The 21,810-nt window shown below is 63.0% G+C and carries 18 protein-coding genes; 10 read left to right on the top strand and 8 right to left on the bottom strand.

Annotated features, from left to right (window positions below):
• The first annotated feature begins 1 nt into the window (after position 1).
• Both cydB and U873_RS35265 read left to right on the top strand, forming a co-directional pair.
• On the top strand, positions 2–1,009 hold the full coding sequence (gene cydB, locus U873_RS0116025) for a cytochrome d ubiquinol oxidase subunit II (RefSeq protein WP_025129221.1): 1,008 nt from the start codon (positions 2–4) through the stop codon (positions 1,007–1,009).
• A 111-nt stretch (positions 1,010–1,120) separates the two neighbouring features.
• The gene (locus tag U873_RS35265; RefSeq protein ID WP_081818670.1) at positions 1,121–1,288 is read left to right on the top strand and encodes a DUF2474 domain-containing protein; all 168 of its coding nucleotides are present in this window, start codon (positions 1,121–1,123) and stop codon (positions 1,286–1,288) included.
• A gap of 95 nt (positions 1,289–1,383) precedes the next feature.
• On the opposite strand, the gene U873_RS0116015 is transcribed toward U873_RS35265, so the two are convergent.
• The gene (locus tag U873_RS0116015) at positions 1,384–2,508 is read right to left on the bottom strand and encodes a methyltransferase (RefSeq protein WP_025129220.1); all 1,125 of its coding nucleotides are present in this window, start codon (positions 2,506–2,508) and stop codon (positions 1,384–1,386) included.
• Between the two features lie 214 nt (positions 2,509–2,722).
• On the opposite strand from U873_RS0116015, the gene U873_RS0116010 reads away from it, so the two are divergent.
• The gene (locus tag U873_RS0116010; RefSeq protein WP_025129219.1) at positions 2,723–3,499 is read left to right on the top strand and encodes a ferredoxin--NADP reductase; all 777 of its coding nucleotides are present in this window, start codon (positions 2,723–2,725) and stop codon (positions 3,497–3,499) included.
• Positions 3,500–3,546: 47 nt separating this feature from the next.
• Here the strand turns inward: U873_RS0116010 and mscL are convergent, their stop codons facing one another.
• Positions 3,547–3,960, bottom strand: coding sequence for a large-conductance mechanosensitive channel protein MscL (mscL, locus tag U873_RS0116005; RefSeq protein WP_025129218.1), 414 nt, complete (start codon positions 3,958–3,960; stop codon positions 3,547–3,549).
• Positions 3,961–4,246: 286 nt separating this feature from the next.
• On the opposite strand from mscL, the gene katB reads away from it, so the two are divergent.
• From katB to U873_RS0115985, 4 genes are all read left to right on the top strand, one after another.
• A complete protein-coding gene (katB, locus tag U873_RS0116000) occupies positions 4,247–5,788 on the top strand; it encodes a catalase KatB (protein WP_025129217.1) in 1,542 nt (513 codons plus the stop codon).
• Between the two features lie 114 nt (positions 5,789–5,902).
• Complete coding sequence (locus U873_RS0115995; protein WP_025129216.1) at positions 5,903–6,442, top strand: ankyrin repeat domain-containing protein; 540 nt, start codon at positions 5,903–5,905, stop codon at positions 6,440–6,442.
• Between the two features lie 45 nt (positions 6,443–6,487).
• Positions 6,488–7,855: a DNA repair protein RadA gene (radA, locus tag U873_RS0115990; RefSeq protein ID WP_025129215.1), complete on the top strand. Its 1,368-nt coding sequence runs from the start codon at positions 6,488–6,490 to the stop codon at positions 7,853–7,855.
• Positions 7,856–7,887: 32 nt separating this feature from the next.
• Positions 7,888–8,616 (top strand): hypothetical protein, encoded by a 729-nt coding sequence (locus tag U873_RS0115985; protein ID WP_025129214.1) that lies wholly within the window; start codon positions 7,888–7,890, stop codon positions 8,614–8,616.
• Positions 8,617–8,638: 22 nt separating this feature from the next.
• Here U873_RS0115985 and U873_RS0115980 read toward each other — a convergent pair whose 3' ends face one another.
• The gene (locus tag U873_RS0115980; RefSeq protein WP_025129213.1) at positions 8,639–9,007 is read right to left on the bottom strand and encodes a PilZ domain-containing protein; all 369 of its coding nucleotides are present in this window, start codon (positions 9,005–9,007) and stop codon (positions 8,639–8,641) included.
• Between the two features lie 345 nt (positions 9,008–9,352).
• Here U873_RS0115980 and U873_RS0115975 point away from each other — a divergent pair, with 345 nt between their 5' ends.
• From U873_RS0115975 to yjiA, 3 genes are all read left to right on the top strand, one after another.
• Positions 9,353–11,419: a carbon starvation CstA family protein gene (locus U873_RS0115975; protein ID WP_025129212.1), complete on the top strand. Its 2,067-nt coding sequence runs from the start codon at positions 9,353–9,355 to the stop codon at positions 11,417–11,419.
• A 15-nt stretch (positions 11,420–11,434) separates the two neighbouring features.
• Positions 11,435–11,632, top strand: coding sequence for a YbdD/YjiX family protein (locus U873_RS0115970; protein ID WP_007937254.1), 198 nt, complete (start codon positions 11,435–11,437; stop codon positions 11,630–11,632).
• A gap of 113 nt (positions 11,633–11,745) precedes the next feature.
• The gene (gene yjiA, locus U873_RS0115965; protein ID WP_025129211.1) at positions 11,746–12,717 is read left to right on the top strand and encodes a GTPase; all 972 of its coding nucleotides are present in this window, start codon (positions 11,746–11,748) and stop codon (positions 12,715–12,717) included.
• A 21-nt stretch (positions 12,718–12,738) separates the two neighbouring features.
• On the opposite strand, the gene U873_RS0115960 is transcribed toward yjiA, so the two are convergent.
• The 5 genes from U873_RS0115960 to U873_RS0115940 form a co-directional block, all read right to left on the bottom strand.
• Entirely contained in the window at positions 12,739–13,434 is a 696-nt protein-coding gene (locus tag U873_RS0115960; protein ID WP_025129210.1) for a GntR family transcriptional regulator, read from the bottom strand.
• Positions 13,435–13,470: 36 nt separating this feature from the next.
• The gene (locus U873_RS0115955) at positions 13,471–14,181 is read right to left on the bottom strand and encodes a FadR/GntR family transcriptional regulator (protein ID WP_025129209.1); all 711 of its coding nucleotides are present in this window, start codon (positions 14,179–14,181) and stop codon (positions 13,471–13,473) included.
• Positions 14,182–14,260: 79 nt separating this feature from the next.
• The gene (locus tag U873_RS0115950) at positions 14,261–15,574 is read right to left on the bottom strand and encodes a C4-dicarboxylate transporter DctA (RefSeq protein WP_025129208.1); all 1,314 of its coding nucleotides are present in this window, start codon (positions 15,572–15,574) and stop codon (positions 14,261–14,263) included.
• A gap of 390 nt (positions 15,575–15,964) precedes the next feature.
• On the bottom strand, positions 15,965–17,218 hold the full coding sequence (glyA, locus tag U873_RS0115945) for a serine hydroxymethyltransferase (RefSeq protein WP_025129207.1): 1,254 nt from the start codon (positions 17,216–17,218) through the stop codon (positions 15,965–15,967).
• Positions 17,219–17,413: 195 nt separating this feature from the next.
• On the bottom strand, positions 17,414–21,262 hold the full coding sequence (locus tag U873_RS0115940) for a bifunctional diguanylate cyclase/phosphodiesterase (RefSeq protein ID WP_025129206.1): 3,849 nt from the start codon (positions 21,260–21,262) through the stop codon (positions 17,414–17,416).
• Between the last annotated feature and the right edge of the window lie 548 nt (positions 21,263–21,810).

Raw genomic sequence — 21,810 nt, 5'->3', positions numbered from 1 at the left:
CATGGGTATTGATCTTCCGCTGCTCTGGGCCGTGATTATCATCTTCGGCATCATGATGTACGTGGTCATGGACGGCTTCGACCTCGGGATCGGGATTCTCTTCCCGTTCGTCAAGGACGACCGCGACCGTGACGTGATGATGAACACCGTCGCCCCGGTCTGGGACGGCAACGAAACCTGGCTGGTACTGGGCGGCGCGGCATTGTTCGGCGCCTTCCCGCTGGCCTACTCGGTGGTGCTCTCGGCGTTGTACCTGCCGCTGATCCTGATGCTGGTGGGCCTGATCTTCCGCGGTGTGGCCTTCGAGTTCCGCTTCAAGGCCAAGGAAGACAAGCGCCACATCTGGGACAAGGCCTTTATCGGCGGCTCGGTGGCAGCGACCTTCTTCCAGGGCGTGGCCCTGGGGGCGTTCATCGATGGCCTGCCGGTGGTCAACCGTCAGTTCGCCGGCGGCTCCCTGGACTGGCTGACCCCCTTCACCCTGTTCTGCGGCCTGGCGCTGGTGGTGGCCTATGCCTTGCTCGGCTGCACCTGGCTGATCATGAAGACCGAGGGCAAGCTGCAGCAGCAGATGCATGACATCGCTCGGCCCCTGGCCTATGTCGTGCTGGCCGTGATCGGCATCGTCAGTATCTGGACCCCGCTGGTCCACGCCGAGATCGCTGCACGCTGGTTCACCTTGCCGAATCTGTTCTGGTTCCTGCCGGTGCCGATCCTGGTGCTGGTGACCATGTACGGTCTGTTGCGCGCCGTGGCCCGCAATGCCCACTACACGCCGTTCCTGCTGACCCTGGTGCTGATCTTCCTCGGCTACAGCGGCCTGGGCATCAGCCTGTGGCCGAACATCGTGCCGCCGTCGATCTCCATCTGGGACGCTGCCGCGCCGCCGCAGAGCCAGGGCTTCATGCTGGTAGGCACCTTGTTCATCATCCCGTTCATCCTGGGCTACACCTTCTGGAGCTACTACGTGTTCCGCGGCAAGGTCACCCACGAAGACGGTTATCACTAGGTAGGAGCCGGCTTGCCGGCGAACAGGCCCTTGAGCCTTGTGCCCGCTTGCCGTCGCATTCGTTGGCAAGCCAGCTGCTACGGGAATTCGGGTTAGGCAGGAGTTGAAATCATGAGCGGTAAACACTCTTTGCAGGAAATCGAACAGGCGGAAAAGAAGCCGCTGTGGCAGCGCCTGGGCTGGCTGGCAATGATCTGGGGCGGCAGTGTCCTGGCCCTGTTCGTGGTGGCCAGCCTGATGCGCATGTTCATGAGCGCCGCCGGCCTTAGCACCCACTGATCATCCCATCCCGTTGCCTTGCGGCACGGTTTCAACCCTCCCCGGTGGAGGGTTTTTTTTGCCTGTGGAGAAGGCCGCGGTGTTTCGGCGAACCCTTACTTGCGGGCCTTGAGGATCACGAACTTGGGGGTTGCCGCCACTTGCTCGACGCCGCGGAACAGCCGCGCCAGCTTGCTGTGGTAACCCAGGTGGCGGTTGCCGACGATGTACAGCGCGCCGCCCACCACCAGGGCTTCCCGGGCCTGCTGGAACATGCGCCAGGCGAGGAAGTCGCCCACCACCTGCTGCTGGTGGAACGGCGGGTTGCACAGCACCACGTCCAGGGACTGTGGCGCTTGCCCGGCCAGGCCGTCGCCGGCGCGCATCTCGGCTTCGCGCTCACCGAGCACCGCCTGCCAGTTTTCCCGGGCCGACTGCACCGCCATGAAGGATTCGTCCACCAGGGTGTAATGGGCCTGGGGGTTGTCCAGGGCGCTGGCAATGGCCAGCACGCCGTTGCCGCAGCCCAGGTCCGCGACCCGGGCGTTGCCCAGGTTCTGCGGCAGGTGCGGGAGGAAGGCGCGGGTGCCGATGTCCAGGCCTTCACGGCAGAACACGTTGGCGTGGTTGAGCAGTTCGATGGCCGGCTGTTCCAGGCGATAGCGGGTCGGGTAGGGCGACACGGCGGGCTGTTTGTCTTGCGGCGTGGCAATCAGCAGGCGAGCCTTTTTCACCGCCAGCGAGGCCTGGACCGGGCCGATGTAGCGCTCCAGCAAGTCACCAGCCGCACGGGGCAGGTGCTTGACCATGGCCGCCGCCACCACCTGGGCGCCGGGGGCCAGTTGCCCCTGCAGACGGATCAGTTGCTCTTCCAGCAGGGCCAGGGTCTTGGGAACACGGATCAGCACCCGATCGAACGGCCCGCTCAAGGTTTCGCTGGCCGGCACCACGCGCACGGCGTCGAAGGGCAGGCCATTGCGCACCAGGTTCTTTTCCAGGGCCAGGGCGCCGAGGTAGGAATCGCCGCTGCTGCAGACCTGGACCTTGCCCAAAAGGCTTGCGGCCAGGGCGCCGAAGCTGTCGTTGAGCACCAGCACCCGGGTGTCGCTGGTCGGTTGCTGTTCAGCCAGGTGATTGAGCAGGTATTCGTCCGCCGCGTCGAAGGCTTGCAGCGGCTCGTTCTGCTGTTCGGGCTGGCGGATCAGGTCGAGCTGGGCGAAGGGGCTTGCAAGCAGGGGCATGGGGCGGACTCTAGGTAATCGGTGAATGTCCCGGCGGTGGGGGCTGTCGAGCGCACGGGAACCCTCGGACAGCGGCAGTGCGGGCTGTTCGAAGTGGGGCTAAATGGTACGTTTTTTTGTCGCTGATTGCCCGCGCTCTATGCCACTACAAACCGCCGGTGTTTCTGCGCGGCGCTTTGCGGGACACTAGCGCATCGGTTTTGTGGAGCCTGTCATGACTGCCAGTGAAGAAAAGTACACCCGCCAGACCCTGCTCGAGGTCCAGCCCCTGACCTCCAGCCTGTTCACCCTGCGCACTACCCGGGATGCGGGTTTTCGCTTTCGTGCCGGGCAGTTCGCCCGCCTCGGGGTGACCAAGGCCGATGGCAGCACGGTGTGGCGCGCCTATTCCATGGTGTCGTCGCCGTTCGATGAGTTTCTCGAATTCTTTTCCATCGTGGTGCCCGGTGGCGAGTTCACCAGTGAACTGAGCCGCCTGGAAGTGGGGGACAGCCTGCTGGTGGATCGCCAGGCCTTTGGCTACCTGACCCTGGACCGTTTCGTCGATGGCCGCGACCTCTGGTTGTTATCCACAGGCACCGGGATTGCGCCGTTCCTGTCGATCCTCCAGGACTTCGAGGTGTGGGAGAAGTTCGAGCGCATCATCCTGGTCTACAGCGTGCGCGAGGCCAGGGAGCTGGCCTATCAGCAACTGCTCGCCGAGTTGCCCCAGCGCGAGTACCTGGCGGAGTTTGCCCACAAGCTGCAATTCATCAGCACCGTGACTCGCGAGCAGCACCCGGGCAGCCTCAACGGGCGCATCACCCAGTTGATCGACAACGGTGAACTGGAGCGTGCCGCCGGTGTGGAGCTGAGCCCCGAGCACTCCCGGGTGATGCTCTGCGGCAACCCGCAGATGATCGACGACACCCGCGCCCTGCTCAAGCAGCGGGGCATGAGCCTGAGCCTAACCCGGCGCCCGGGGCAGGTGGCGGTGGAAAACTACTGGTAATGAAAACGGCGCCTTCAGGGCGCCGTTGTTGTATTGCAGGATCAGCCTCAGGGCTTGTTGTTCTGAGCCTTGAGCAGATCGCGGATCTCTCCCAGCAGCTCTTCTTCCTTGGTCGGCACCGGCGGCAGCGTCGGGGCCACGGCCTCTTCGCGCTTCAGACGGTTGATCACCTTGACCCCCATGAAGATGGCGAAGGCAATGATGATGAAGTCGATGATGCTCTGGATGAACTTGCCGTACGCCAAGACCACTGCCGGCGCATCGCCCGCAGCCGCCTTGAGCGTGACCGCCAGGTCCGCGAAGTTCACCCCACCGATCAGCAGGCCGATTGGCGGCATGACCACGTCGCCGACAAAGGACGAAACGATCTTGCCGAAGGCGGCACCGATGATGATACCGACGGCCATGTCGACCACATTACCTTTGACCGCGAAGGCCTTGAATTCACTTAACACGCCCATAGGTTATTCCTTGCTACAGATGAGGTTGGTTACGGCAGTGTAATTCAGCAAAAAGCATTTTGCCGAAACAACTTTTTACAGCTCGCGGGGTTATCGACCGACAAAGAGGCAAATAGTTTATTAAAGTGCCATCAGATCGCGCGCGATATACCCCGCATCCGACGATATAACCAGAACATTCTCTCAATCGAGCGGTTACGGCCTTTCTATTTATCTTTCAAATATTTAGCCACTAGCCTCTAGCAGGCGCATCGAGATGCGCCTTATATAACTAGAGGAATACAACATGACCGCTTCTCTTGGCCTTGGGAATCTTGCCCAGCGACGCGTACTCGGCGTGCTTGCCGCCAGTATGCTTTCCCTTTCCGTACAGGCCGCCACGCTGACCCGCGACAACGGCGCGGCAGTGGGCGATAACCAGAATTCACAGACCGCGGGCGCCACCGGCCCGGTGCTGCTGCAGGATGTGCAACTGATCCAGAAACTCCAGCGGTTTGACCGCGAGCGCATTCCAGAGCGGGTGGTGCATGCGCGCGGCACCGGTGCCCACGGCACCTTCACCGTGACCGACAACCTCAGTGACCTGACCCGTGCCAAGGTCTTCGCCGCCGGAGAAGTAACCCCGGTGTTCGTGCGGTTCTCGGCAGTGGTGCACGGCAACCACTCCCCGGAAACCCTGCGTGACCCTCGCGGCTTTGCCACCAAGTTCTATACCGCGGACGGTAACTGGGACCTGGTGGGCAACAACTTCCCAACCTTCTTCATTCGTGATGCCATCAAGTTCCCGGACATGGTGCACGCATTCAAACCGGACCCGCGCACCAACCTCGATGATGACTCGCGGCGTTTCGATTTCTTCTCCCATGTTCCCGAAGCCACCCGTACTTTGACCGAGCTGTATTCCAACTCCGGCACTCCGGCCAGTTACCGGGAAATGGACGGTAATGGTGTGCACGCCTACAAGTTGATCAACGCCAAGGGCGAAGTGCACTACGTGAAGTTTCACTGGAAGAGCCTGCAAGGTCTGAAGAATCTCGACCCGAAACAAGTGGTAGAGGTCCAGGGCCGCGATTACAGCCATATGACTAATGACTTGGTAACCCACATTAATAAAGGGGACTTTCCCAAGTGGGACTTGTATGTCCAGGTATTGAAACCCGAAGACCTGGCCAAGTTTGATTTCGACCCGCTGGATGCCACCAAGATCTGGCCGGATGTGCCCGAGCGCAAAGTCGGGCAGATGGTGTTGAACCGCAACCCGGCCAACGTCTTCCAGGAAACCGAGCAAGTGGCCATGGCCCCGGCCAACCTGGTGCCGGGCATCGAGCCGTCGGAAGACCGCCTGCTGCAAGGCCGGGTGTTCTCCTATGCCGATACCCAGATGTACCGCATCGGCGCCAATGCCCTGCAACTGCCGATCAACGCACCGAAGAACCCGGTGAACAACGGCAACCAGGACGGCGCGATGAACCTGGGCCACACCAGCACCGGGGTCAACTACCAGCCAAGCCGCCTGATGCCGCGCGAAGAACCGCAAACTGCGCGCTACAGCCAGATGGCCCTGTCGGGCAGTACCCAGCAGGCGAAGATCCAGCGCGAGCAGAACTTCAAGCAGGCCGGTGATCTGTACCGCTCCCTCAGCAAGAAGGAACGCCAGGACCTGATCGACAGCTTCGGCGGCTCCCTGGCCACCACCGATGACGAGAGCAAGCACATCATGCTGTCCTTCCTTTATAAGGCCGACCCTGAATACGGCACCGGCGTGACCAAGGTGGCCAAGGGTGACCTGGGCCGGGTCAAGGCGCTGGCGGCCAAGCTCAACGACTGATGTTTCACCCCTTGTAGGAGCTGGCTTGCCGGCGAACACGGACACCGCGCGGTATCGGGCGGCCCTTCGCCGGCAAGCCGGCTCCTGCGCTTTCTAGACAGACGGAGGTGCGCCATGCGCCTGTTCATTGCGCTGCTGACCTTGGCCTGGGCCCTGGCTGTCCAGGCCCAGCCCGCCGACCCGGTGGCGGTCAAGGTCCAGCTGGAAAACTACTATTTCGATGCTGCCCGCCGTGGCGATGTGGAGATGCTCAACACCTTTATCGAGGCCGGTTACTCCCTCGATACCCAGGATGAAAAGGGCTACACCGCGCTGATCCTTGCCGCTTATCACGGCCAGGGTCCGGCGGTAGAGCGCCTGCTGGCCGCCGGGGCCAACGCCTGCGCCCAGGACAAGCGCGGCAACACGGCCTTGATGGGGGCGATCTTCAAGGGCGAGGTGCAGATTGCCCGACGCCTGCTGGCCGCCGATTGCAGCCCCGACCAGCGCAATGGCGCCGGGCAGACGGCGGCGATGTATGCCGGCCTGTTCAAGCGCGCCGAGCTGCTGGACGCACTGGCGGCCAAAGGCGCCGACCTGAATGCCGAGGATCCCCTGGGCAATAGCGCCACGCGCCTGGCCAGCGGGCAGATACGCACCGTCGCGCCGCACTGATCCGTCCTGTCTGCGCTATCATCGCGGTTTTTGCCGGGGGTTCAGATGGCCAAGGCCAAGCGCATGTACGGCTGCACCGAGTGCGGCTCCACCTTTCCCAAATGGGCCGGGCAATGCGGCGAGTGCGGGGCCTGGAACACCCTGACCGAGACCATGATCGAAAGCGGCGGCGCCGCGGCGCCTGCCGGGCGTACCGGCTGGGCCGGACAGCAGGCGCAGATCAAGACCCTGGCGGAAGTCAGCGTCGAGGAAATCCCGCGTTTCTCTACCGCGTCCGGCGAACTCGACCGGGTGCTGGGCGGCGGCCTGGTGGACGGTTCGGTGGTGCTGATCGGCGGCGACCCGGGGATCGGCAAGTCGACCATCCTGTTGCAGACCCTGTGCAACATCGCCACGCGCATGCCGGCGCTGTACGTCACCGGTGAGGAATCCCAGCAGCAGGTAGCGATGCGCGCCCGGCGCCTGGGCTTGCCCCAGGATCAACTGCGGGTGATGACCGAAACCTGCATCGAAACCATCATCGCCACGGCCCGGGTGGAAAAACCCAAGGTCATGGTGATCGACTCGATCCAGACCATTTTCACCGAGCAACTGCAATCGGCCCCGGGCGGCGTGTCCCAGGTGCGCGAGAGCGCCGCCTTGCTGGTGCGCTACGCCAAGCAGAGCGGCACGGCGATCTTCCTCGTCGGCCACGTGACCAAGGAAGGCGCCCTGGCCGGGCCGCGGGTGCTGGAGCACATGGTGGACACCGTGCTGTATTTCGAGGGCGAGTCCGACGGGCGCCTGCGTTTGCTGCGGGCGGTGAAGAACCGTTTTGGCGCGGTCAACGAGCTGGGTGTATTCGGCATGACCGACCGTGGTTTGAAGGAGGTTTCCAATCCTTCGGCGATTTTCCTCACCCGTGCCCAGGAAGAGGTGCCGGGCAGTGTGGTGATGGCCACCTGGGAAGGCACCCGGCCAATGCTGGTGGAAGTCCAGGCGCTGGTGGATGACAGCCACCTGGCCAACCCGCGCCGGGTCACCCTGGGCCTGGACCAGAACCGCCTGGCCATGCTGCTGGCGGTGCTGCACCGCCATGGCGGCATTCCCACCCATGACCAGGATGTGTTCCTCAACGTGGTGGGCGGGGTCAAGGTGCTGGAGACCGCTTCCGACCTGGCGTTGATGGCGGCAGTGATGTCGAGCCTGCGCAACCGTCCGCTGCCCCATGATTTGCTGGTGTTCGGCGAGGTGGGGCTGTCCGGCGAGGTGCGCCCGGTGCCCAGTGGCCAGGAGCGCTTGAAAGAGGCGGCCAAGCACGGCTTCAAACGGGCTATCGTGCCCAAGGGCAACGCCCCCAAGGAGTCGCCGCCGGGCTTGAAGATCATTGCCGTGACCCGCCTGGAACAGGCGTTGGATGCGCTTTTCGAATAATCACGCCGGGCCCTCAGGAAAGGAAGCAGATGATGAGCATGAGCCGATTGAAAGGCTGGACACTGGGGATGGGGTTGTTCTGCAGTGCCGGGCTGGCCCTGGCGCAGCAGGCCGAGGTGCCTGAGGGCTACCGGGTGGCGCAGCAGGTGCTGGTGGGGGACGGCTCGGTGCTGGAGGTGCTGGAGGACTTGCGTATCACCCCGCAGTTGCACGCCGACAGTTGGGGCAGCGGGCTGGATGTCGACGCTTTTGCCGAGCCCGGGGAGGATCCTCCGGTCGCCCCGTTGGGGGCTCAGGCGCGTTGGGTGTCCGACAGCGGTGAGGTGCTGGCGGAGAAATCCCTGGGCTATCCCATGGCAACGGTGGAGAAGGCACCACTCAACGGCTTGCCATCCCCGGCGTTCTTCCTGACCATCGACCAGACCGCGCCGATGGGCAGCTACAGCGGCCCGGCAAGCGAAGTGCTGATGCCCGAGCAGCGCCAGCTTGATCCGGTGTTGTGTCAGGGGGAGAACGGCGAGCGGCTGCCACTGATCCTGGCGCAGACCGGCAAGGCCGCCTGGCAGATCGTTCCAGCGCGCGACGGGGGCACCGAGAGCATCCAGCAGGTGTCGTCCGCGTCCTCGGCGCAGAACGAGGAATTCATCACCACCTATCGCACCTTCCGTTTCGTCGACGGCCAATGGACGGAGGCCTCGCGCCAGCAAGCCGGCTACTGGGACACGGAAAGCGATTTTCCCGATCCGTCACTGTTTCCCTGAGACGCACGCGACAGGGGGTTGATCAGATATCGATCAACGCCCCCAGCTCGCGCTCCAGTTCTTCCGGGTCCCCGAGGTTCAGCTCGATCAGCCGCCTGAGATGCTCGATCGACTCCAGGCCAATGTGCAGGCAGACAAAACCCAACTGGCCGTTGTCGTCATGGGCCAATTGCACGTCCATGCGCACATCGGCGTCGGGGCTGAGGTGGATGTCAGCTTCGAAAGGACGCCCTGGGTCGCCCGGCCAGGGATCGGGTCGTTCGATCAGCAGCCCCTTGAGGGACAGGTCCAGCAACCGCACCGGCCAGCGGTGGGTGCCTTGGCTGAGTTCGGTCTGCGCATCGAAGGCGATGCGCTTGAAACGTCGACGGTCGGCGTGTTGTTCGCTCATGGGCTGGCCCTCTGCGTGGTGCACTGACTATAGACCCCGGTTTATCGCTGTCGCTACCGCCAGCGCCGGAGCTGGGACGGGAGGCACGTTCAGGCGGGCCGAACAACACCGGGCCTGGGCGTGGGCGAGAGGATCCTCGCGGCGCCTTGTTCACGGCCGCACTGATTTTCTGCCAACGCGGTCCCGGGTATTCATCACGCCCTGTCTTCAACTGAATTCGTTCCGAGAAAAAACCGCCTCATAAGCTAAAAGAAGGCTCTAGACCAACGTGGGGGGTGGTCTTTGGTAGCAGTAGCGCTACACTCGGAACGCGATCTTTGTGTCCAACCTGGCTGGAATATAAAAATGAAAAACAATAATAGCCTGGCACGCCATATACCCTGGCTACTGCTGGCAATCGTGGGAGCGTGCGCCCTCGGCGTCGTTGCATTGCGTCGCGGCGAGGCGATCAACGCCTTGTGGATTGTGGTGGCTGCTGTGGCCATCTATCTGGTGGCGTACCGGTATTACAGTCTGTTCATCGCCACCAACGTGATGCAGCTGGACCCGCGTCGGGCCACGCCTGCGGTGGTCAACAACGACGGTCTGGACTATGTACCGACCAACAAGCACATCCTCTTCGGTCACCATTTCGCGGCCATTGCCGGCGCAGGTCCCCTGGTGGGCCCGGTCCTGGCGGCGCAGATGGGCTACCTGCCCGGCACCCTGTGGCTGATTGCCGGGGTGGTCCTGGCCGGTGCGGTACAGGACTTCATGGTGCTGTTCCTTTCCACCCGGCGCAACGGCCGTTCCCTGGGCGACATGGTCCGTGAGGAAATGGGCCGCGTTCCGGGGACCATTGCGTTGTTCGGCTGCTTCCTGATCATGATCATCATCCTCGCGGTGCTGGCGCTGATCGTGGTCAAGGCCCTGGCCGAGAGCCCGTGGGGCATCTTCACGGTGATGGCGACCATCCCGATCGCGGTGTTCATGGGCGTCTACATGCGCTACATCCGCCCTGGGCGCATCGGCGAGATCTCGCTGATCGGCGTGGTGCTGCTGCTGGGCTCGATCTGGCTGGGGGGCCAGGTCGCGGCCGATCCGGTATGGGGCAAGATGTTCACCTTCACCGGCATCGAGATCACCTGGATGCTGATCGGCTACGGTTTCGTCGCTGCGGTGCTGCCGGTGTGGCTGATCCTGGCGCCCCGCGACTACCTGTCGACCTTCCTCAAGATCGGCACCATCATCGCCCTGGCGATCGGCATCTTGATCACCATGCCCGAGCTGAAAATGCCGGCCCTGACCCAGTTCACCGACGGCACCGGCCCGGTGTGGAAGGGCGGTCTGTTCCCGTTCCTGTTTATTACCATTGCCTGTGGCGCGGTGTCCGGCTTCCATGCGCTGATCTCCTCGGGGACCACGCCCAAGCTGCTGGATAACGAATCCAACGCCCGCTACATCGGCTACGGCGGCATGCTCATGGAGTCCTTCGTGGCGATCATGGCCATGGTCGCGGCCTCGGTGATCGAGCCGGGCGTGTACTTCGCCATGAACAGCCCGGCGGCGATTGTCGGCTCTGACGTGGTGTCGGTGGCCCAGACCGTCAGCAGTTGGGGCTTCGTCATCAGCCCCGAGCAGTTGCAGGCGGTGGCCCGGGATATCGGCGAAAACACCATCCTGGCCCGTGCCGGTGGTGCCCCGACCCTGGCGGTGGGGATCGCGCAGATCCTTCACCACGTCCTGCCGGGCGAGAACACCATGGCGTTCTGGTACCACTTCGCGATCCTGTTCGAAGCGCTGTTCATCCTCACCGCAGTGGACGCCGGCACCCGTGCCGGACGGTTCATGCTGCAGGACCTGCTGGGCTCCTTCGTTCCGGCGCTCAAGCGCACCGAGTCCTGGACCGCCAACCTGATCGCCACTGCCGGCTGCGTGGCCATGTGGGGCTACCTGCTGTATCAGGGCGTGATCGATCCGCTGGGCGGCATCAACACCCTGTGGCCATTGTTCGGCATCTCCAACCAGATGCTCGCCGGTATCGCCCTGATGCTCGGCACCGTGGTCCTGATCAAGATGAAGCGCCAGCGCTACATCTGGGTGACCCTGCTGCCGGCCGTCTGGCTGCTGATCTGCACCACCACCGCGGGCTTCATCAAGCTGTTCGACGCCAACCCGGCGATCGGCTTCCTGTCGCTGGCGAAGAAATACAGCGACGCCCTGGCCAATGGACAGATCCTCGCGCCGGCCAAGGACATCACGCAGATGCAGCACGTGATCTTCAACGCCTACACCAACGCGACCCTGACCGCGCTGTTCCTGCTGGTGGTGTTCAGCATCCTGTTCTATGCGCTCAAGGTCGGTATTGCGGCCTGGGGCAGCAAGGAGCGTACGGATAAAGAAGCGCCCTATCAGGCCGTGCCGGACGCGTAAGAGAGGATTGCAAGCATGTTCAATGACCTGAGTCGCCTCGGTAAATACCTCGGTCAGGCCGCGCGCCTGATGGTCGGCATGCCCGACTACGACAACTACGTCGAGCATATGCAAACCAAGCACCCGGACAAGCCGGTGATGTCGTACGAGGCGTTCTTCCGTGAACGCCAGGAAGCCCGGTACGGCGGCAAGGGCGGTCCGAAGTGCTGTTGAAACACAGCGTTTGAGCCACACCCAGGTAGGAGCCGGCTTGCCGGCGATAGCGATTCTTCGGACGCCATCGCCGACAAGCCGGCTCCTGCGTTTTATGCGTGGGAGATCCTGTTTTGCAAAATCCTATTCCCGTCACTGTGCTCAGCGGTTTTCTCGGCGCCGGCAAGACCACCTTGCTGCGCCACCTGCTCAAGGCCGAGCACGGCCTGAAAATCGCCGTGATCGAAAACGAATTCAGCGACGCCGGTATCGACACCCAGTTGCTGGGGGACGAGCCGGTACAGGTCATGACCCTGTCCAATGGTTGCGTCTGCTGCACCATCCACACTGACCTGACCAAGGCCCTGTACCTGCTGCTGGAGCGCCTGGACAGCGGCGAGATCGCCTTCGACCGGTTGGTGATCGAGTGCACCGGGCTGGCCGATCCGGCGCCGGTGGCCCAGACCTTCTTCATCGATGAAGAGCTGCGCGAGCGCTACCTCCTCGACGGCATCATCACCCTGGTGGACGCCAAGCACGCCGAGTTCCACCTGACTCACACCATTGCCCAGGCACAGATCGGCTTTGCCGACCGGCTGCTGGTGAGCAAGCGCGACCTGGTGGACGAGGCAACGTTCGAAGCCCTCAGCCAGCGCCTGACCCGGATCAACCGCCGGGCGCCTATCCGGGTGGTGGAGCACGGCAGGATCGACCTGGCCGAGCTGCTGGATGTCCGCGGCTTCAACCTCAATGCCGACCTGGGCGGCGGCATCAGCCTGCGACCAGTGAGCAAGGCTCCCTCGGTGGATCGGATTTCCAGCCTGGTGCTGCGCACCGAGCAGCCCCTGGACCTGGACTGCCTCAGCGAATTCATGAATGAGCTGCTGGAAGACCACGGCAAGCAGTTGCTGCGCTACAAGGGCGTACTGAACATCATCGATGAACCCCGGCGCATGGTGTTCCAGGGCGTGCTCAAGCTCTACGGTTTCGATTGGGACACCGAGTGGGCTGCAGAGGAGGGGCGAGAGAGCGTAATGGTGTTCATCGCCGATGACCTGCCGGAAGCAAAGATCCGCGAAGGGTTCGCCCGGATGCTGGCGCAGTAGGTTGCGCCAGCCAGCCGGCTGCTACAGGTCGCCCAGCAATCGCAGCTGCAGATGATCCAGGTGCTGGTTCATCAGGCTCTCGGCCTTGCTGGCGTCAGCCGCCTGCAACGCGTCGACCAGGGCTGAGTGCTCCTGCCAGGCACAGGAGTGGCGGGCCAGGCCTCCGAACTGGGCGATGGCCAGGGAGGTCAGCGGCACCAGGCTGCCGAGGAACTGGGCCAGGGGCCCGTTGCCGGCGATCTGTGCCAGTTGCAAGTGAAACTCCCCGGAAAGCCGGATCGCCGGTCCGCGCTGATCACGCTCGATGGCCTCGCGCTCCCGGGCGATCAACTGACGCAGGGGCTGCAGCTGCTGCCGGGGTTGCTGGCAGGCCAGGTGTACCAAGGTGGTTTCCGTGAGGCGCCGAGCGTGCAGGATCTGCCGGGTCTGCTCCTGATCCGGCGCCGCTACCTGGGGCCGATGATTGGGCCGCAGGATGATCACCTGCTGGTGCGACAGGCGTGCCAGCACCTGGCGGATGATGCTGCGGCTGACGCCGAAGGCCTGGCCCAGGCTGTCCTCGGTGAAGCGGCTGCCGGGGGCGATGCGCAGTTCGAGAATGGCGTCGAAGATCTGCGGGTAGACGTCATCGACCAGCAGTTTCTTTTCGCCGCACGGCCGCCGGGGCAGGCTGGCCACCCGGGTGAAGGGGTTGTTTTTCAGGGCGTAGCTGACCATGGCCTGTCTCCAGTCCAGTTGCTGACACGGGGGTGATTACGAGGCGTTGGGGCCCAGGTGATCGTCCGGAATATTCAGTTCGATGCCCATGCGCTGGCCTTCCTGGAGGATGTGCCGACGCATCTCGGCGCTGGCCAGGGCACTGTTCTTGTTGCGGATCGCCCGCACCACCGCTTCATTTTCCTCCAGGCGCTCGGCCAGGTGCTCCGGCGAGTTACGCAGGATCTGCGCACTTTGCTTGAGGGCATTGCTGGTCTGCTGCACCACGTTCTGGAAGATCGGGTTGGAAGTCAGGGTGAACAGTTCTTCGTGGAAGGCGATGTAGGCGTTGACCCCAGCCTCGCTGTCGCCGGCCTCCAGGGCTTCGCGCATGTCCATCAGGGTCAGGCGCAACTGGCCGACTTCCTTGCTGCTGATGGATTGCGCCACCAGCCCGACGATAAAGGGCTCCAGGGTGTAGCGCAGTTGCAGCACATCTTCGAGGCTGGCGCCGGCCACCGAGTCGCTGCTCTGTGCTTCGTCCAGGGGCGCTTCCAGCACCACCACGCCCTTGCCGGGCATGGAGCGCACCAGGCCCAGGGTTTCCAGGACGATCACCGCTTCGCGCAGGCTGGGACGGCTGATGCCCAGTTGCTCGGCCAATTCACGTTGCCCAGGCAGCATGTCGCCGGAGCGCCACTGGCCACGGGCCAGGGCGGCCCGGAGCTTTTCTACCACTGAATTCACAACCGTTGACGAGCTGATCACTGTTGACTCCATGAACTGTCGGTAGCGCGAAGTGTGCGCGCTGATTGTTGTGCCTGCCCGGGGCAGGCACAAGGTTGGATCAAAATTCCTGCTGGTGGGCGGCTGCCAGGGGTTTGCGCGGCTGGAAGGCATAGCCTTGCTGACCGCTCAGGACCTTGTTGGCGCGCTGCACATCGATGTCCTTCTCCCAGCGGGCGATGGCGACGGTGGCCACGCAGTTGCCGATCAGGTTGGTCAGGGCGCGGCCGATGCCCATGAACCAGTCCACTGCCAGCACCAGCACCAGGCCCACCACCGGAATCGCCGGGATCGCGGTCAGGGTCGCCGCCAGGATCACCAGGGCCGAACCGGGAATGCCGTGGGCACCCTTGGAGGTGATCAGCGACACCAGGAGGATGGTCAGCAGGTCCGACATCGACAGCGGCGTACCGGTGGCGTTGGCAATGAAGACAATGGCCAGGGTCAGGTAGATGGAGAAGCCGTCCAGGTTGAACGAGTAGCCGGTGGGAATCACCAGGCCCACGGTAGAGCTGCCGATCCCCAGGTGCTCCAGCTTGCGCATGATCTGCGGCAGCACGGCATCGGAGGAGGCGGTGCCGAGGACGATCAGCAGTTCTTCGCGCAGGTACTTGAGGAAGGGCAGCATGCGCAGGCCCGAGACGCGCATGACAATGCCCAGGATCACCGCGACGAAAGCGAAGCAGGTCAGGTAGAACAGGCCCACCAGGCTGCCCAGGTGCTGCAGCGAATCCAGGCCGTATTTGCTGGTGGTGAAGGCGATGGCGCCGAACACACCGATGGGCGCCAGGCGCACGATCATGCCCATGATGCGGAAGATCACGTGGCTCAACTCATTGATCAGGCGCGAGATGCCGGAAGCCGCCTCGCCCACCAGGTTCAGGGCGCTGCCGAACAGCACCGAGAACAGCAGCACCTGGAGGATGTTGTTCTCGGCGAAGGCGCCGATCACCGAGGTGGGAATCAAGTCCATGAGGAACTGGGTGGTGGTGTGCATGTGCTGGCCGCGCTGGGCGATGTCGCCCATGTCCGCCGTGGACAACTGCTCCAGGTGGATGTTGGCGCCGCTGCCGATGCCGGTGCTGAAGGCCATGATCAGGCCGATCACCAGGGCGATGGTGGTGAGAATCTCGAAGTAGATCACCGATTTCAGGCCGATGCGGCCGACTTTCTTCAGGTCGCCGGCACCGGAAATGCCGCTGACCACCACGCAGAACACGATCAGGCCGATCAGCATCTTGATCAGCTTGATAAAGCCGTCGCCCAGCGGTTTGAGCTGTGAGGAGTATTCGGGAAGGGTGAGTCCGCAAACGATGCCGAGCATCAGTCCGAGAACAACCTGGAGGAAAATCGAACGCGAGCACCATCTGAGCATGGGGAGGAATCCTGGTCGGTGTCCTGTCTGCCGCGAGCCTGGGAGGCATTGCGGATGGAGGACTTAATTATTGTGGTCTTACCGGTATGTCCAGTGCAGGCGCAGTCTACGCTCGGGTTTTGCGGGTTTACAAGAGGAAATATAAAAATTGGCATGACCGGTCTTACCAGTCGTTCGGCCTTTGGCGCCTGTCCGGTAAATCCAGGCCATTGCCCCGGCAGATTGGGCGCTCGGGTTGCAAGCCTGTTGCCAGTAGCCAGGGTTGCGTCTGTTCCGGGGCCCTGGCTCGTTTCAGGCGCAAGCGGGTAGTTGCGGCTGATGGTGGTCTTGCGGGCATGAAAAAGCCCGGCACAGGGCCGGGCTTTTTTGGGGCTGCGATCTGCGGGTTGATTAAGCGCCGTATACCGGCAGCTTCTTGCAGATGGCCTTGACCTTTTCACGTACGGCGTCGATCACCGCTTCGTTGGAGAGGTCTGCCAGGATGTCGCAGATCCAGCCGGCCAGTTCCTTGCACTCGGCTTCCTTGAAGCCGCGGGTGGTCACGGCCGGAGTACCGAAGCGCAGGCCGGAGGTGACGAACGGCGAGCGTGGGTCGTTTGGCACGGAGTTCTTGTTCACGGTGATGAAGGCTTTGCCCAGAGCGGCGTCAGCGTCTTTACCGGAGATGTCCTGCTTGATCAGCGACAGCAGGAACAGGTGGTTCTTGGTACCACCGGACACCACGTCGAAACCGCGCTCGATGAACACTTCGGCCATGGCCTGGGCGTTCTTCACCACTTGTTCCTGGTAAGCCTTGAACTCAGGCTGCAGTGCTTCCTTGAAGCAGATGGCCTTGGCGGCGATCACGTGCTCCAGTGGGCCGCCCTGGGCACCCGGGAATACGGCGGAGTTGAGCTTCTTCTCGATGTCGGCGTTGGCGCGAGCCAGGATCAGGCCGCCACGTGGACCGCGCAGGGTCTTGTGGGTGGTGGTGGTCACCACGTCAGCGAATGGCACCGGGTTCGGGTAGACGCCAGCGGCGACCAGACCGGCCACGTGGGCCATGTCGACGAACAGGTAGGCACCGACCTTGTCGGCGATCTCGCGGAAACGCGGGAAGTCGAGGATCTGCGAGTAGGCGGAGAAGCCGGCCACGATCATTTGCGGCTTGTGCTCGACGGCCAGGCGCTCGACTTCGTCGTAGTCGATCAGGCCGTTGGCGTCGATGCCGTATTGAACGGCGTTGTACAGCTTGCCGGAGGAGGAAACGCTGGCACCGTGGGTCAGGTGGCCGCCGTGGGCCAGGCTCATGCCCAGGATGGTGTCACCGCCTTGCAGCAGGGCCAGGTACACGGCCGCGTTGGCCTGGGAACCGGCGTGAGGCTGGACGTTGGCGTAGTCGGCGCCGAACAGCTCCTTGGCGCGGTCGATGGCCAGCTGTTCAACCACGTCGACGTATTCGCAGCCGCCGTAGTAGCGCTTGCCCGGATAACCTTCGGCGTACTTGTTGGTCAGCACCGAGCCTTGAGCTTCCATCACCGCAGGGCTGGTGTAGTTTTCCGAAGCGATCAGCTCAATGTGCTCTTCCTGACGCTGAGCTTCTTGCTCCATGGCGGCAAAGAGATCGGCGTCGTACTTGGCAATAGTCAAATCACGGCTGAACATGGCGGTCCTCAAGGATCGGGGGCAGAAAAGGGAGGCATTCTAACCCAATGGGTTTTAGATGGCATATGAAAGGACATCATGTCGCAGACAAGTGGCCTTCACGTCACGGCTTAGCTCCCGTAGGAGCTGGCTTGCCAGCGAAGAGGCCCCTGAGAGCGCCTTCGCCGACAAGCCGGCTCCTACAGAGGGTCGGGGTCAATCGAACATGAACAGGGCGTCGTTGCTGAACTGGGCCTCGAAGCGGTTGGCCGGCATCGGGCGGCCGAACAGGTAGCCCTGGACTTCGTCGCAACCGTGCTCGCGGAGGAAATCCAGTTGTTCATGGGTCTCCACCCCTTCGGCGATCACCGCCAGGTTCAGGCTGTGGGCCATGGCGATGATGGCCCGGGCGATCTGCGCGTCCTGCTCGCCGGACGGCAGGCCATCGACGAAGGTGCGGTCGATCTTCAGCACGTCGATGGGGAACTGCTTGAGGTAGTTCAGCGAGGAGTAGCCGGTGCCGAAGTCGTCCACCGCGATGCTCAGGCCGAGGTTCTTCAGGCCGTCGAGGATCTGCATCGCTTCGCTGACTTCGCGCATCAGGATGCTCTCGGTCAGCTCCAGCTCCAGGCAGGCCGGCGGCAGGCCGGTGTCCTTGAGGATGGTGGCGATGCGCATGCCCAGGTGGCCGTCGGAGAATTGCCGGGCCGAGATGTTCACCGAAACCTTTGGCACCCGCACCTTGGCCTGGTGCCAGGCCTTGAGCTGGCGGCAGGCTTCGCTGATCACCCAGTCGCCGACATCCACCACCAGCCCCAGTTCTTCGAGGACCGGGATGAAATCTCCCGGCGGCACCAGCCCGCGCCGCGGATGGCGCCAGCGCAGCAGCGCCTCGGCGCCGGTCAGGCGTTTGCCGTCGCCGCTGAACTGTGGCTGGTAATACAGCACGAACTCTTCCTGTTCCAGGGCATGGCGCAGGTCGCTTTCCAGTTCCAGGCGCTCCAGGGCGCTGGCGTTCATGTCGGCCTGGTAGAACTGGAAGTTGTTCTTGCCGCGTTCCTTGGCGTGGTACATCGCGGTGTCGGCGTTCTTCATCAACTGGCTCAGTTCGTTGCCGTCCTGAGGGCTCAGGGCGATGCCGATACTGGCGGTGACGAAGAACTCGCGGCCTTCCAGGACGAATGGTGTCACCAGGCTGGCAAGGATCTGCTCGGCCACGTGGATTGCCCGGTTCAGGGCTATGTCACGGCTGGCGCGCGGTTGCAGGAGCAAGGTGAACTCGTCGCCGCCCATGCGCGCCACGGTGTCGTCATCGTCGACGCAGCCCAGCAGGCGAGTGGCCATTTCCTTGAGCATGCGGTCGCCGGCGGCATGGCCCAGGGAGTCGTTGATCGGCTTGAAACGGTCCAGGTCGAGGAACATCAGCACCACCCAGGACTTCTGCCGTTCGGCCGATTGCAGGGCGGTGTGCAGGCGATCCTGGAACAGGGTGCGGTTGGGCAGGTGAGTCAGGGCGTCGTAGTAGGCCAGGCGGTGGATGCGCTGTTCGCTGGCCTTGCGCTCGCTGATGTCGCTGAAGAAGCACACGTAGCTGGCCAGGTCGCCTTCGTCGTCGAGCACTGCGGTGATCCCGACCCAGGCCGGGTAGTGCTCGCCATTGCGGCGCTTGAGCCAGACTTCGCCTTCCCAGGTGCTGTGCTGGTTCAACTGCTTGAGCACATAGCGCAGGTGGGCTTCCTGCTGGTCATCCACGGTGAGCATGTTCGGCAGTTGGTCGAGCACTTGGGAAACCGCGTACCCGCTGACCCGGCTGAAGGCTTCGTTGGCCTGGACAATGTAGCCGGCGGGGTCGGTGATCAGGATCGCCGAGGTCGAATGCTCGAATACCGTGGCCGCCATGCGCAGGTCTTTCTCTGCTCGGCGCTGCTGGCTGATGTCGCGACCCACGCCGAGCACGCCCTCGAAGGCGCCATGCTCGTCCCAGACCAGCACCAGGCGCAGTTCGATGGGGATCTTGCGACCGTCGGCCCGCAGGCAGTCGAACAGGAACAGCTGGGTCTGCACCTGGCTGCGCAGTTGCGCCAGTTGCTCGGGTTTGTCCAGGGCCTTGCTGACTCGGTCCATCAGGGTATAGATGCCGGTCAACTGCTGCGGGTTGGCAATGGTCGACTGCCAGCCGTTCTGGAAAATCCACTCCACGTCGTAGCCAAGCACCGCGTGCACCGAAGGGCTGACGTAGTTCAGCGAGAGCTTGCTGTCGGTGGAGAAGATCACGTCGCTGATGCTTTCGGCGAGCATGCGGTAGCGTTGCTCGCTGTCACGCAGGGATTCGCTGGCCTCGATCTGGTCGGTGATGTCCTTGGCTACACCGATGATCCGCGTCACCTGGTTGTAGCGATCCCGGGCCAGGGCCTGTTCACGGATTTCGAAGCGTCGCCATTGACCGCTGCGATGGCGAAAGCGCAGTTGGCATTGCAGCAGTTGGGCATAGGCCGAATGTCGTTGTTCCTGGCGCAGGCGGTGATAGAGATCGGCGTCCTCCGGGTGCAGGAGGATCTCCCAGAAGTACTCGCCCATCTGGTGCAGTTCGGTCTTGTTGTAGCCCAGGGTCTGGCCCAGGTGGTGGTTGCTGAAGATCATCCGCTGGCTGATCACGTCCTGCACGTACAGGTGATCGGGTACGGTGCGCACCACATCCGACCAGAAGCCTTCGCGCTCCAGCAGTGACAGCTCGATCAGCTTGCGGCTGGTGATGTCGCTGATGCTGAGGATCACTGCGTTGTAGTCGGCCAGGTCTTCCGGCAGGCGCAGTACCAGCCACAGGTGCTGGTCGTGGCCCTGGGCGTCGCCGAGCTTGATTTCCAGCTCCAGCTGTTTCTGCTGGCTGACCACGGCTTCCAGCAACTGGCTGCCGATGGCGTTGCCATTGTTCGGGCAGCCCTCGATCAACAGTTGCCAGGCCTGGTCGCTGGATTCGACATTGAGCAGGCGCAGGGCCACCTGGTTGACTTCGGTGATGCGCAGTTCCTGCAGCAATTGGCGGCGGTGGTCCGGGTGGTCGTTCTGCCACTGCTTGAGCTGGTCGCTGTTGTGCAGGTGATGTTTTTCGAGAACCCCCGGCAACCCGGCGATGTCCAGGACGCACAGGGCTACGCCGGTGCCTTCGAAAATGTCCTGGTAGCGCCGCCGGCCCTCATGCAATTGGCGCTGGCGGCGCCGCATGTTCAGCAGGGCAATCACCGGCAGCAGGGAGAAGGCCAGGCCCAGCAGGCACTTGCCGATAAAGGCCGGCAGCAGTTCCTCGATCACCGCGCGCTCGTCGAACAGGCCGCGCAGTTGCCAGTCGCTGTTGCTCAGGGGGACCAGCAGGACGCTGCTGGCCACTTCGTCGGGGTCCAGCATGCCCGGAGTGGGGGTACTGCGCTCGTCACGCTTGATCACCTGGCGGCTCAGGCGATTCTCGATCACCCAGGTCGGCTTGAAGCCTTCCTCGCTCTGGCGCACCAGGGTCTGCAGGAAACTGGGGGCCATGCGCAGGACCCAGAAGCCGTGGCTCGCGCCACTGGCCTGCCGCAGCAGCACATGCACCACCGAGCCGTCGGCCGGGTTGCTGTAGTAATAACGTTGGGAGCGGCTGCGCTGGACCAGATCGGCGAGCCAGGGAGCATCCTGGCTGTCGGTAGCGCTGTCGCCGAGGATCTGGCCCTTGGCGTCCAGCAGGGCAAAGCTGCGCACGTCCGGCAGGGAGCGCTGAAGCTTGTGCAGCAGTTGCTGCTGTTGCTGGGCATCCTGGGGGGCTTCGACTATGGGCAGCAGGTTGAGGGCAATCTGGGCATTGAGCGCCAGGTTCAGGCTCAGGTGGTCGGCCAGGTCGGCGCTGTAGTCGATGGCATGTTGATATTGGTCCTTGCGGGTTTGCTGCAGTTGATCCAGCAACTGCCAGAACAACAGGGCCAGGAGCAACAGCACCAGCGTTGCCAGTGCGCCTTTGAGTGTGCCGCGCAAAGGATAGGCCGGCCCAGGGGCTGTGGCGCGCGCGGGCTGTGGCGGAATGACGTTGAACAAGCTGTGATCCTGCGGTTTGGCTGGGCTGGCGCGACGTGCACTATAAGCCGGACGCCCGAAGGGCGGCTAGCATGCCTTGAGTTGTGGCAAAGTGCCAGTCCTGCTTGGCTGGACCTGGATCGTGCATTGAGGTAGTTTTGCCGGTTACGCGGGAGCGTTCCAGCTCCAGACAATCAGGCTTTTTCCGCCCGCCGGTATTGATCATGGTCAATGTCGGCGCAGCGCATGGCCTGGCCCGGGCCCGGCCCGTTCTATTCATCAGTCACTGACGCTAGGTTCACCATGGCTCAATAAGGCTATCTGCGCTATTAGGATTTAGTTACGTTTAGCGATCAGGAGGTTGAGCCTCATGTTCACTGGCTTTCAAGCCTGATCAGCATCATTTTCCTCTAGAGTCTGTTTCATGAATGGGGTTTTAGTTAGCTTTAGCAGTTTTTGGGTCAATTTAGGCTCCAAAACCTAACTTTTTGTAAGCCTTCCCATGAGCGCCTCTTGTCGAGGTGTAAGGTCCCCATCACCGATGGGCGTGATCTTCCGCAGTCGCACGA

The sequence above is a fragment of the Pseudomonas sp. PH1b genome, from assembly GCF_000633395.1.
Classification (GTDB): domain Bacteria; phylum Pseudomonadota; class Gammaproteobacteria; order Pseudomonadales; family Pseudomonadaceae; genus Aquipseudomonas.
This window is presented reverse-complemented; position numbering and strand designations above follow the sequence as displayed.